Source organism: Tenacibaculum piscium, from assembly GCF_021390755.1.
Taxonomy (GTDB): Bacteria; Bacteroidota; Bacteroidia; order Flavobacteriales; family Flavobacteriaceae; genus Polaribacter; species Polaribacter piscius.
Genome location: NZ_JAJGWR010000003.1, coordinates 136,332 through 149,367, shown reverse-complemented (window position 1 = coordinate 149,367; position 13,036 = coordinate 136,332). Strand labels below are relative to the sequence as shown.

Annotated in this window: 13 protein-coding genes; 5 read left to right on the top strand and 8 right to left on the bottom strand. The window is 30.2% G+C overall.

Annotation, left to right across the window (positions count from 1 at the left end):
* Window positions 1-101: 101 nt before the first annotated feature.
* Window positions 102-1,640: a reverse transcriptase family protein gene (locus tag L0U72_RS06880; protein WP_233898748.1), complete on the top strand. Its 1,539-nt coding sequence runs from the start codon at window positions 102-104 to the stop codon at window positions 1,638-1,640.
* Between the two features lie 79 nt (window positions 1,641-1,719).
* Here L0U72_RS06880 and L0U72_RS06875 read toward each other — a convergent pair whose 3' ends face one another.
* From L0U72_RS06875 to rlmH, 8 genes are all read right to left on the bottom strand, one after another.
* Window positions 1,720-2,436 (bottom strand): 3-ketoacyl-ACP reductase, encoded by a 717-nt coding sequence (locus L0U72_RS06875; RefSeq protein WP_233898747.1) that lies wholly within the window; start codon window positions 2,434-2,436, stop codon window positions 1,720-1,722.
* 129 nt (window positions 2,437-2,565) lie between these two features.
* Window positions 2,566-3,501 carry an EamA family transporter gene (locus L0U72_RS06870; RefSeq protein WP_233898746.1) on the bottom strand — a complete coding sequence of 312 codons (936 nt, stop codon included), beginning with the start codon at window positions 3,499-3,501 and terminating at the stop codon, window positions 2,566-2,568.
* 140 nt (window positions 3,502-3,641) lie between these two features.
* Entirely contained in the window at window positions 3,642-4,685 is a 1,044-nt protein-coding gene (locus L0U72_RS06865) for a M28 family metallopeptidase (RefSeq protein ID WP_233883520.1), read from the bottom strand.
* Between the two features lie 99 nt (window positions 4,686-4,784).
* Window positions 4,785-5,582, bottom strand: coding sequence for an ABC transporter ATP-binding protein (locus L0U72_RS06860; RefSeq protein WP_233898745.1), 798 nt, complete (start codon window positions 5,580-5,582; stop codon window positions 4,785-4,787).
* A 2-nt stretch (window positions 5,583-5,584) separates the two neighbouring features.
* The gene (locus tag L0U72_RS06855) at window positions 5,585-6,616 is read right to left on the bottom strand and encodes a FecCD family ABC transporter permease (protein ID WP_101916624.1); all 1,032 of its coding nucleotides are present in this window, start codon (window positions 6,614-6,616) and stop codon (window positions 5,585-5,587) included.
* 41 nt (window positions 6,617-6,657) lie between these two features.
* A complete protein-coding gene (locus L0U72_RS06850) occupies window positions 6,658-7,248 on the bottom strand; it encodes a non-canonical purine NTP diphosphatase (protein WP_233898744.1) in 591 nt (196 codons plus the stop codon).
* 161 nt (window positions 7,249-7,409) lie between these two features.
* The gene (locus tag L0U72_RS06845; RefSeq protein ID WP_233898743.1) at window positions 7,410-8,306 is read right to left on the bottom strand and encodes a coiled-coil domain-containing protein; all 897 of its coding nucleotides are present in this window, start codon (window positions 8,304-8,306) and stop codon (window positions 7,410-7,412) included.
* 123 nt (window positions 8,307-8,429) lie between these two features.
* Window positions 8,430-8,903 (bottom strand): 23S rRNA (pseudouridine(1915)-N(3))-methyltransferase RlmH, encoded by a 474-nt coding sequence (rlmH, locus tag L0U72_RS06840; RefSeq protein ID WP_233898742.1) that lies wholly within the window; start codon window positions 8,901-8,903, stop codon window positions 8,430-8,432.
* A 79-nt stretch (window positions 8,904-8,982) separates the two neighbouring features.
* Between rlmH and nadC the strand changes: the two genes are divergently transcribed.
* The 4 genes from nadC to folE all read left to right on the top strand — a co-directional run bounded on the left by nadC (window position 8,983) and on the right by folE (window position 13,016).
* On the top strand, window positions 8,983-9,843 hold the full coding sequence (gene nadC, locus L0U72_RS06835) for a carboxylating nicotinate-nucleotide diphosphorylase (RefSeq protein ID WP_233898741.1): 861 nt from the start codon (window positions 8,983-8,985) through the stop codon (window positions 9,841-9,843).
* Between the two features lie 78 nt (window positions 9,844-9,921).
* Window positions 9,922-10,851, top strand: a complete 930-nt coding sequence (locus tag L0U72_RS06830; RefSeq protein ID WP_101916619.1) for a YihY/virulence factor BrkB family protein — start codon at window positions 9,922-9,924, stop codon at window positions 10,849-10,851.
* 63 nt (window positions 10,852-10,914) lie between these two features.
* Window positions 10,915-12,279 carry a histidine--tRNA ligase gene (hisS, locus tag L0U72_RS06825; protein ID WP_101916618.1) on the top strand — a complete coding sequence of 455 codons (1,365 nt, stop codon included), beginning with the start codon at window positions 10,915-10,917 and terminating at the stop codon, window positions 12,277-12,279.
* Window positions 12,280-12,323: 44 nt separating this feature from the next.
* Window positions 12,324-13,016: a GTP cyclohydrolase I FolE gene (gene folE, locus L0U72_RS06820; protein ID WP_193699759.1), complete on the top strand. Its 693-nt coding sequence runs from the start codon at window positions 12,324-12,326 to the stop codon at window positions 13,014-13,016.
* Window positions 13,017-13,036: the final 20 nt, after the last annotated feature.

The window sequence follows — 13,036 nt, the reverse complement described above, 5'->3', positions numbered from 1 at the left end:
ATAGCACTATAGTACCTATTTCACTGGAGTTGTTCAATTCAGTCTTTAGAATTGTACGAAGGGAAAAAATATACATCTTATTGCTACCTCTTTTTTGTTTTATGGATAATTCAGCTACGAGAAAACAAGAGATTTACGACAAAATTAAAGAATCATCAAAACATGAATTTATTCTTTCAGAAATGAAACGATTAGGTTTTTGGGGCGATGACAAAGTAAATTTCGAAAAAGTAAACGCCTTTTTAAAAGAAGAAAATGCCCTATCGGGGGATTTATCAAAACTTGTAAAAAAGGAAAAATTAATAAAAGATACCGATGCTTTTATCGCAAATAAACACAAAGAGCGAAAGAAGTTATCAAAAGAAAAACAAAAAGAAACTAAGCTTAAAAGAGAACAAATCCGTAAGGAAAAAGCGGAAAAATGGCAGCAAACTAAAAAAGAAGATATTACTTATTTAGGTGCTGGTTATTCTCATCAGTTAAACGATACTCAAATAGATGAAGTAAGACTGAAAGAAGCTGGTTTACCAATTTATCATTCGGTAAAAGATTTGGCTGAGGCGATGAAAATTACTGTAAATGAACTTCGGTTTTTAGCTTTTTCAAGAAAAAACTCACAAATTGAACACTACAAACGTTTTAAAGTTGCTAAAAAATCAGGCGGATATCGTTTAATTTCTGCGCCAATGCCTCGTTTGAAAAGAGCGCAACATTTTATTCTAGAAAATATTTTAAATAAAGTAATTGTTCACGATAAGGCGCATGGTTGTGTAAAAGAACGTTCAATTGTTAGTAATGCAGCGCCTCACGTAGATAAAGCGGTTGTTATTAATCAAGATTTGAAAAACTTTTTTCCTTCGGTTACTTATAAAAGAATAAAGGGAGTTTTTAAATCATTAGGATATTCAGAACAATTAGCGGTTATTTTTTCATTGTTATGTTCAGAATCTAAAATTTTAGATATTTCTTTATTAGGAGAAAATTATTTTTCACAAAGAGGAGAACGTTTTTTACCACAAGGTTCGCCTTGTAGCCCAGTAATAACGAATATTTTATGTCGTAAAATGGATTTTCGTTTAGATGGTTTGGCTATTAAATATGGTTTTGCTTATTCTCGATATGTAGATGATACTACTTTTTCAGGAAATCAAGCACAATTTAAGCACATTACGGCGATATTAAAATATTCTAAAAAAATTATATCCGAAGAAAACTTTAATTTACATCCTGATAAGCTTAAAATAATGAAGCGAAATCAACGACAGGAAGTAACTGGTATTGTGGTGAATGAAAAATTGAATATCAATAAAAAATCATTAAAACGTTTTAGAGCTTTATTATATCAAATTGAAAAAGAAGGTATCGCAGGGAAAACATGGAACGGCGGATTGAATGTTTTAGCAGAAATTGACGGATATGCAAATTATATTTATCAAGTAGATAAAGAAAAAGGTGTTAAATATAAAAGTCAAGTAGGTGATATTCTGAAAGCACATTCTTATAAAGAAAGTCATCAAGAAAAATATGTTAAAAACACTAATGATATTCAAGGAAATGATGTTTCAGAATTAACTTCTAAAGTAGAAAGTAAAGAAGGTTTGGGGATTTTAAAAAAAATAAGTTCTTTGTTTAAAAAATAAATATTTCATCAAAAAAAAGCGTTTTCTTATTATTTATCTGATAAATTAATAAGAAAACGCCTATTAAAAATTATCTAAATTATGGATTTGTTGACCATAAAGAAGCGCCTTTTAACATTGCTCTTCTTGGTAACATTAAACCAGCGACAATTAATTCGGCAAAATCATCAGGTTGTAATACTTTTTCAGGATTTCCGTCTGTAATTCCTAATTCTAAAGACATATCCGAAGCAATTGTACTAGGAGTAAGTGTACAAACACGAATATTATTTTTACGAACTTCTTTCATTAACGATTCCGACATTCCAATAACCGCAAATTTAGAGGCTGAATAGGCTGAGGTTGTCGCATTTCCACTCAAACCAGCTGTTGAAGCAATATTAATAATATCACCTTGATTTTTTTCGATTAAATACGGTAAAACCTCTTTGGTAACGTAGTACATTCCCATTAAATTGGTTTGTATAATTTGCGACCAATCTGAAACTTTCATCTCGTTAAAAGTTCCAAAGGCTGCAATTCCTGCATTGTTTACTAAAATATCAACGGTTTTAAAGGTGTCAATAATTTCTTTGATTCCTTTTTGAACTTGCTCATAATTACCAACATCAAAAACGGTATAGATAGCATCAATTCCGTATGATTTTAATTCGGCAACGGTTTCTTGCAATCGTTTTTCGTTTCTACCTGTAATGGCAACGTGTATTCCTTTTTGAGCAAAAGCGATTGCGGTTGCCTTTCCTAATCCTCTACTTCCACCAGTAATGATGGCTTTTTTATTTGTTAAATCTTCCATTTTTATAAACTGTTTGTATAAGTAAAGGTATTGTTTTTTGGAGCTATTTCCCGCTTTCCGCACTCGCTCTTTTTTGAAAAAAATCAAAAAAGGAGCTCAAACAAATGCTTCAATCGGGGCTAGCCCTACTTACAAAGTTTTAGATTTTTCTATTTTTTCTTTCTTTTTAACATTAATTAATAATATGGTTATTAGTATGATGAAAATTCCAACACCTTGTAAAAAACCAATCTGTTCATTTAGTATTAAAAAGGCACTTAAAACCGAAATAGGTATTTCTAAAGCGGCAATAATACTTGTTAATCCGTTACCAATTGCGGGCACACCTTTGCTAAATAAGATAGGAGGTAATACGGTACCAAACAATCCTAAAACCATTCCCCATTTTAGTATTTCTACGGAATTTACTTCTTCAATAATTTGAAAATTCCAAAATATAAGGATTGCTAAAAAACCTCCATATACTAAATATTTACTTCTAGTTAAACTTGGTAATTCTAACGAAATTTTATTAGAAGCATACATAGAAGCGGTATAAAATATAGCCGCAAATAAACCATATATAACGCCTAATAAATTTAAATTAAAATCACTTTCAAAAACTTTTGAGGCTAATAAAGTACCTAGTAATACCATTATTGAACCTATTATTTTTGCTTTTGAAACAAGTTTTCTATCGATAAAAAACTCTAAAAGGATGCCCATCCAAACGGTTTGCATTAACAGAATAATCCCCACAGAAACAGGAACATATTGTATTGATAAATAATAAAAACTACTGGTAAGCCCTAGCGAAGTACCAAAAAGCATCAATTTTAATTTCGGGTATTTTGATGTTGATATAGCTGTTTTGTTTGCTGTATTTGTTGCTAAAATCGGTTTTTTTGATGTTCTATTAATAACAAAAGTAGCGATACTTAAAACAAGTACTCCAAAGAGATATTGTAAAAAAGTAAGCCCTGCTGTACCAAAATTATTATTATTGGCTAATTTGATAATGGTTGCTAAAATACCGTAACTAGCCGCTCCTATAGAAACGAATATGATTCCTTTTATTTTGTTCATATGTAATATTTTATATATGATTTTAAGTAATACTTATTTTTAGTAGCTATAAAAAGCTTCGTAATTAAGATTACTGCTTTATTAAAAAAGTAAAAACGCATCAAATTGATGCGTTTTTTTAGGTGAAAAAATAGGTGTTATTATTTTTTAGCAGGAACTTTATCTACGATTAATCTTTTTTCACGATTGGCAACTTCCCAAGCGGTATGAAAAACTAATCGAGTTCTATTTTCCAATAATTCGTAGTTAATTTTATCGGGAGTATCGGTTGGTTTATGATAATCTTCGTGTGTTCCATTGAAGTAAAAAATCACAGGAATATTATGCTTTGCAAAGTTATAATGATCTGAACGATAGTAAAAACGATTTGGGTCATTTTCATCATTATATTTATAATCTAACGCAATATTGGTATATTTTTTATTCATTTCTTCAGAAATATTATGTAATTCGGTACTTAATTTATCGGCACCAATTAGGTATACATAATTAGGGTTTTCTGTATGAAATTCATCTACACGTCCAATCATATCGATATTTAAATTGGTTACGGTATTTTTGAGTGGAAAAATAGGATTTTCGGTATAATATTTTGAACCTAACAAACCTTTTTCTTCGCCAGTAACGTGTAAAAATAGGATAGAGCGTTTAGGTCTTTTACCAGCATCGGTTGCTTTTTTAAAGGCTTCAGCGATTTCTAAAATAGCTACTGTACCTGAACCATCATCATCGGCACCGTTATAAATTTCGCCATCTTTAATTCCTTCGTGGTCTAAATGTGCCGAAATAACCACAATTTCATCAGGTTTTTCAGAACCTTTAATAAAAGCAAGTACATTTTCAGAATCTTTCAATTGCAAATCACGACGGTTATTACTTAAAAAAGCACTTGGTACTTCTTGAAAATAATCGCTACCTCCTAAGGGTGATTTAATTCCTTGCGCTATGTAAAAATCTTTTAAATATGCAACGGCTTTTTTCTGCCCAGGTTCTCCAGTGTTTCTTCCTTCAAATTCATCTGAAGCATAGATAAATAGATGCTTACCTAAATCTTTAGCTGTAATTGTTTTTGCAAATTTATCAGCATAATCTATATTTTTATCAGTGTCAATACTTGTCGTTTCTTTAGTAGTTCCACAGGCAATAAAAGCGATGGTACTTGCTAGATAAAGTAATTTTTTCATCAATAATTAATTAAGTTTTTGGAATTTTTTTATTAAATTTTGTGTTTGCAATGATATTAAAATATCTTAAAAAAACAGTTATTTAAGAAAGGAACAAATTTAATTATTCTTTATGATGAACTGTTGTAATGTTTTGTTAAAAATTATGAGTTCTTTAGGGAATAAGGTTTCAAAAGCGTTTTTTTTGATTAATTCTTCTGAATTACCGCAATAAATTTGGGAATCAGTAAGTAAGATAAATTCATCAGCAAGTTGAATGGCAATATTTACTTCATGTGTGGAAATAATAATGGTTTTTCCTGTTTGTTTGACGAGTTTTTTCAGTAAAGAAAACACTTTAAAAGTATGATGAATATCTAAATGTGCAGTTGGTTCGTCTAAAATAATCAGGTCGGTATCTTGTGCTAAGGCTCGTGCAATAAGGACTCGTTGCAATTGTCCATCGCTTAATTCATAAAAACGTTTTTCTTTTAAATGCTCGATATCTGTTTGATGAATTGCCCAATTAATTTTTTGAATATCTTTTGCTGATAATGTATCAATCCAGTTTGTGTAAGGTTGTCTTCCTAAGGCGATTAGTTCAAAAACTGTCAATTGACTTTCTGGTAATTTTTCGGTTAAAACGAGGCTTAATGAAGTTGCTAATTCTTGATGCGAATATTCTGAAATATTTTTTTTATTAATTTTAATATTTCCTTTTAGCGGTTTTTGAACATTAGAAATTGTTCGTAATAAGGTTGATTTTCCGATGCCATTTTTTCCTAAAAGTGCGACAAATTTTCCTTTTTCAATTGATAAATTAATATCAGGAACAATAATAGTTTGTTGTTTTTTTGTTTGATAACCAACTGTTAAATTTTCAGTTTCAAGAACTATATTTTTTATAGAATTTATCAAAATTACACGTATATTTTTTTATTTCGAACTAATAACCAAATCACAACAGGCGCTCCGAATAGCGATGTAATTGCGTTAATTGGCAAGGTAAATTCGCTGTTTGGTAATTGTGCAATTGCATCACAAATCAACAATACAATTGCACCGATAAGTGCCGATGCAGGGATTAAAATTTTATGGTTTGAGGTGGTGAAAATCATTTTAGCAATATGCGGAATAGCGATTCCAACAAAAGCAATTGGTCCAGAAAAAGCGGTAATTACACCTGTTAATAAGCTGGAAATTAGTAGAATAATAGTTCTACTTTTTTTTATATTGATACCCAAACTTTTGGCATAATTCTCTCCTAATAAAAAACTATTTAAAGGTTTTATAATGCTCGATGTTCCTAAAATTCCGAGCATATAAATTATGCCAAAAATGCCTAATTCTTGCCATGATAAATTGCCTAAACTACCGAAGCTCCAAAATAAATATTGTTGAATTTGTGCCGCTTCACTAAAATAAGATAATACGCTAATTATAGCCGAAGTTAAAGAGCCGAACATCAAACCGATAATTAAAATAGACATCGTATTTCGGACTTTATTTGCCATTATAATAACTGCTGACAACACTAAAAAAGCACCTAAACTTGCCGAAATAGCCATTGTCCAGTTAGAAAGAATTATTGATGTGAAAATTCCGCCAAATAATCCTGAACCTAAAATAAGTAAGGCAACGCCCAAACTTGCGCCTGATGAAATTCCTAATACAAAAGGTCCTGCCAACGGGTTTCTGAATAAAGTTTGCATCAATAATCCACAAATAGACAAGCCTGAACCGACCATAATTGCGGTAATTGCTTTTGGTAATCTAAAATTTAAAATGATGGTTTGCCAACTTTCTTTGGAAGAAATTCCGCCAGTTAATGTGTTGAAAATTTCTTCAAAAGGAATGGAAACTGAGCCTAAACTGATATTTATAAAAAATATGACGACTAGTAAAATCGCCAATCCGATAAAATAGTTGCTGTTTTTTTTGGACGTATTCAATCGAATATAAGTTTGATGAAATATTTAATAAAGTATTTAATTTAAGCGTTTGCTTTTAAAAATTCGATTAATTTTTTGATAGCTAATCCACGATGGCTAATCGTATTTTTTTCTTCGGATGTCATTTGTGCAAATGATTTTTGAAATCCTTCTGGTTGAAAAATTGGGTCATATCCGAAGCCTTTTTCGCCTTGTTTTTCGGTTAAAATTTCGCCTTTACAAATTCCGTTAAATAAAAATTGTTGTCCGTTTAAATTCAAACAAATAGACGTTCGAAATTGTGCTTTCCTATTTTTATTATCATCTTGATTCTTGTTTAATTCTGTCAATAATTTTTGCATATTATTTTCAGAATTAGAAGGTTCACCTGCATAACGTGCCGAATAAACGCCTGGTTGTCCGTCTAAACTTTCGACTTCTAAACCTGTATCATCAGCAAAACAATTGAAGCCAAAATTTTGAGTAATATGGTTTGCTTTAATTTTGGCATTTCCATCTAAAGTTGTGGCGGTTTCTTCAATATCATCAAAACAATGAATATCTTTTAAAGAAAGTAACTCAATAGAATTCGGAAGCATTTTTTGTACTTCGGCTAATTTATTTAGATTATTTGTGGCAAAAACAAGTTTCATAAAATTAAAATAATAATTAAAAAGTAGTTTAAAATTTTAGATAAACAAATGTATTGTTTTTTAATTCATCAAAATTCACTGAAACAAAAAAAGACGAAATATAACAGTTATATTTCGTCTTTTTTTGAAACTTGTTTGATAAATTATCTAAAATAAAAGTATTATTTTTTTAATTTGGCTAATTCTAGTTCTTTGGCTGTTATTTCAGCTTGTATATTGTTTAAGCGTTCTTCAATTTTAATGATAATAGCTTCTTTACGAGTAATACTTTCTTTAGAGGTTGTTGGGTCTAATTTAGCATTTTTTAATTTAGTTTTCATTCTGGCTAAGCCTTCTTTTCCACTAATTAAAATTTCTTGATTGATACTAATAGCATCTTCATAATCGCTAATTAACGTTCCTTTTTCTTTAATGATAGATTTTTCTTCTGCCTTAATTTGGTTCCCTAATTGTTTTAGTTTTTCAGCTTCTAAATGTAATGTTTCTTGTTCTTTTAAGTAGGCAATTTCTTTTGCTTTGCGTTCTTCTTCTAGTTTTATACGAGCCTCTTCTAGTTTTTGTTTACGTAATGCTAATTCATTAATTGTGTTATTTGTGTTTTGAATCGGTTTGGTTACGTTTATTTTTTTTGGTTTTTCAGTAGGTTTTATTTTTTTATTTTTTACAGTAATTTCTTGTTGTTTTTCCTGCTGTTTTTCCTGCTGTTTTTCTTGTTCTTTTTTGGGTTGTTCTATTGTTTTTGATGATTTTATTTCAAGAGCAAGTAGTTCTTCTTTTTGACGGTCAATTTTAGCATTCAGTTTTGTTAATTTTTCTTGTATATTATTAACAATATATTCTTTTCTAGCAATATTTTCTTTAGTTGCTTTTCTACTTTTTTTAAAGTTTTCTAGATTGGCATTTACACGTTTTAAGGCTTTAATACCGCTCATTAATACTTCTTCGTCGGCACTAATTTTATTTTTTAATGTTTTAATTTCATTTTGAGCAGTTGTTTGTTGTATCCCAAGAATAAAAGTTAAAAAAATAGTGGTTACTATAATTTTTAATGTGTTCATAATAATGTATTTATATTTGTTTTTGTTAATTTTTTTGGGATGACAAATTTATCGTTTTAGAAGGTTAAAAACAGTTTTTTAGTGTTAAAAAAAGACTAAAAAATTTTGAAAACTGTTGAAACATTATTCATGATGATACGGTTCATTTCGTAAAATGGTAAACCCTCGATAAAGTTGTTCGACAATAAATAAACGAATCATTTGATGTGAAAAGGTCATTTTTGAGAGCGATATTTTCCCCATTGCTTTTTGATAAACGGCATCAGAAAAACCATAAGGACCGCCAATAACCAATACTAATTGTTTAATTCCTGAATTCATTTTCTTCTGTAAATACTGTGAAAACTCCATAGAAGTATGTTGTTTTCCTTTGTCATCTAATAAAATTAGTTGGTCAGTTGGTTGTAATTTGGCTAAAATCAACGCGCCTTCTTTTTCTTTTTGTTCCGATTCGCTTAGGTTTTTTACATTTTTGATATCTGCAATAATCTCCAATTCAAACTTGATATAATGTTTTAACCTGTTTTGATAGGTTTCAATTAATTGCATTAAATTTTTATCATCTGTTTTTCCGATGGCAAGTAGTTTTATTTTCATACAGCAAAATTATGAATTATCAACTACGAAATTTGTATTTTTACAAGATAATTAAAGAGAACAGAAAAGCATAAAAAATATGATATCAAAAGAACAATTTAATACAGAATTAGATTTAATTATTGCCAATGCGATTCGAGAAGATGTTGGTGATGGCGACCACACGTCATTATCTTGTATTCCAGAAGATGCTGTTGGAAAAGCAAAATTATTGGTAAAAGATCAAGGAATTATCGCTGGAGTTGAATTTGCTAAAAAGGTTTTCAAGTATGTTGATGCTGATTTGAAAGTAGAAACGTTTATAAATGATGGGGAATCGGTAAAATATGGTGACATTGTTTTTTATGTTTCAGGAAAATCACAATCGATATTAATGGCGGAACGTTTGGTTTTAAATGCGATGCAACGAATGAGTGCGATTGCTACAAAAACGGCTTTTTTTGCCGATTTATTAAAAGGAACAAAAACAAAAATATTAGATACTCGTAAAACAACGCCAGGAATTCGTGCTTTAGAAAAATGGGCAGTGAAAATTGGCGGTGGTGAAAATCATCGATTTGCCTTGTACGATATGGTCATGATTAAAGATAATCATATTGATTTTGCGGGCGGAATTACCCAAGCAATTACGAAAACTAAAAAATATTTAGCCGAAAAAAATCTGGATATTAAAATTATCGTAGAAGCACGAAGTTTAGAAGAAATCAAAGAAATTTTAGCCAATAAAGGTGTTTACAGAATTTTAATTGATAATTTTAATTATGAAGATACACGCAAGGCAGTTGCTCTAATTGGCGATACTTGTTTAACCGAATCATCAGGAGGAATTACCGAAGAAACCATTCGGAAATATGCCGATTGTGGCGTTGATTTTATTTCATCAGGAGCTTTAACGCATTCGGTGTATAATTTGGATTTAAGCTTAAAAGCTGTTGATTAATCGTATATTTTAATCAATATTTAATTACTGTTTTTTAAATAAAAAGGCAACCAAAATAAAAGCAATCAAAAAAACATTATGACCAAACAGATAGAAAATAAATTGGAGAAAATACCAGTATTAAATTTATTTGTGATTTTTTTGAAGAAAATTAAAATTCCAGCATTGCACGGAATGTCATTATATGATATTCTGGAATTATATGTTATCGGAATTGTAAAAGGTGCTTTAACAACCAGAGCAGGAGGGATTGCATTCAGTTTTTTTATGGCGATTTTTCCATTTATGCTGTTTATTTTAACACTGATTCCATACATTCCGATTGATGGATTTCAAGAAAATTTGTTTGGATTAATTCAAGAAATGTTACCGCCCAAAACTTTTGATGCCGTAGATTTTGTCTTAAAAGATATTATTAATAATCAGTATGGAGGCTTGTTATCTTTTGGATTTTTAGCGTCTATTTTTTTAATGACCAACGGCGTAAATGCTATTTTTGGAGGTTTTGAATATTCGTATCATATCAAAGAAATGAGAAGTATTTTTAAAGCCTATTTTATTTCATTGGGCGTTTCTTTGTTGATGTCATTTTTCTTAATAATAACGGTTGTTTTAATTATTTTATATCAAATTGCATTGGTTCGAATTGACAATACAGGCTGGTTACATACTGATGATTTAAACTTATTTTATTGGGGGAGAGGCTTGTTATTTTTAATTATGATTTTCACGATTGTTTCGTTGTTATTTCGCTTTGGAACAACGCAAGGAAAGGAAGTGAAATTCTTTTCTCCAGGAGCTATTTTAACCACTGTTTTATCCTTATTTACCTTTTATATTTTCGGGATTTATGTCGTGGAATTTTCAAATTATAATCAATTATATGGCTCGATTGGCGCACTTTTAATCCTGATGCTCTTTATTTGGATAAACGCCATTATTTTATTGTTAGGTTTCGAATTAAACGCATCGATTTATCGATTAAAACGTACGCATAAAACTTTATAAATTAACGATAAATTTAGATATTTGCACATAACTTTGTATTAAAGTAAAAAATTACCATCAATTATGAAACCATCAATTCCAAAAGGAACAAGAGATTTTTCATCAACAGAAGTTGCGAAAAGAAATTATATATTTAATGTTATCAAACATTCCTTTGAAAACTTTGGATTTCAACCTATTGAAACACCAAGTTTCGAAAACTCATCAACCTTAATGGGAAAATATGGGGAAGAAGGAGACCGATTAATCTTTAAAATTTTAAATTCTGGAGATTATCTAAATAAAGCAGATGAAATTTTATTATCAGAAAAAAATAGTCAAAAAGTAACGGCTCAAATTTCCGAAAAAGCATTGCGTTACGACTTAACCGTGCCATTCGCTCGTTATGTAGTACAACATCAAAATGATATTACCTTTCCATTTAAAAGATACCAAATTCAACCTGTTTGGAGAGCTGATCGTCCGCAAAAAGGACGCTTTAGAGAATTTTATCAATGTGATGCCGATGTCGTTGGAAGCACATCATTATTGCAAGAAATTGAATTTGTGCAATTATATGATACCGTTTTTAGTAAGTTAGGTTTACACGGTACGACTATCAAAATTAATAATCGAAAAATATTATCAGGAATTGCAGAAGTTATTGGTGCATCTGATAAATTAATCGATTTTACCGTAGCCTTAGATAAATTAGATAAAATCGGAAAAGAAGGCGTTGTCAAAGAAATGCTCGAAAAAGGAATTTCTGAAAATGCCATCGAAAAAGTTGCACCGTTATTTAGTTTTTCAGGAACAAATCAAGATAAATTAAACGATTTAGAAGCAATGTTACAAGCTTCCGAAGAAGGTTTAAAAGGCGTTGAAGAATTGCGAACCGTTGTAAATATGATTCAAGAATTAGGCTTAGCATCAGCAACATTAGTATTAGATGTAACCTTGGCACGTGGTTTAAATTATTACACAGGAGCAATTTATGAAGTTGCTGCACCAAAAGAAGTAAAAATGGGTTCTATCGGTGGTGGAGGTCGTTATGACGATTTAACAGGAATCTTCGGATTAAAAGATGTTTCAGGCGTTGGAATTTCTTTCGGATTAGACAGAATTTACTTAGTTATGGAAGAGTTAAACCTGTTTGAAACTGTTGAATTGCCAAAACCTCGTGTATTATTTTTAAATTTTGAGGCATCAGAGAATTTATCAAAAATAAAAGCAATTAAAAATTTAAGAGAAAACAATATAAAATCAGAATTATATCCTGATACCGCAACGAGTAATAAACAACAAAAGAAACAATGGAAATACGTAAGTAGTAGAGGCATAGAATTTGTTGTTACTGATGTTGAGAACGATGTATTTGTCTTAAAAAATATGATAAACGGAGAGCAAACTACTTGTTCTTTAGCCGAATTGAAAAAAATAATATCGTAAATTAATTACAATGTTGTAAATTTACGTCTTAATAAAAGAAAGAAATGTTTGAAGTGAACAACAACAAAATGAATGACGAACGAATTGATGATATAGGAGATAATCATGTAGGAACCTCGGCAAAAAACCCTTTAAGAGATGATGCTTTTGATCTTTCTGACCAAGAAAAAATAGCTAAAATTCAAGAAAGTGTAAAAGATATTCTGGAAACTTTAGGAATGGATTTAACAGATGATAGTATGCAAGGAACACCAAAACGTGTTGCAAAATCATTTGTAAACGAAATTTTTATGGGATTGAATCCTGCTAACATGCCAAAAGCATCGACTTTTGAAAATAATTATAATTATGGCGAAATGTTGGTGGAGAAGAATATCGTCGTATATTCAACTTGCGAGCATCATTTATTGCCAATTATAGGACGTGCGCACGTAGCGTATATTTCTGGAGGAAGAGTTATCGGTTTATCTAAAATGAATCGTCTTGTCGAATATTTTTCTAAAAGACCACAGGTACAAGAGCGTTTAACCATGCAAATCGTACAAGCAATGCAAGAAGCATTAGGAACGCAAGATGTAGCTTGTGTTATTGATGCAAAACATTTGTGTGTAAATTCAAGAGGAATTAAAGATATTGAAAGTTCAACAGTTACCGCCGAATTTGGGGGTAAATTCAAAGAAAAAAATACCAAACGTGAATTTTTAGATTATCTAAAAATGAATACCGATTTTAATTAAAATATATATTTTTAACTAAA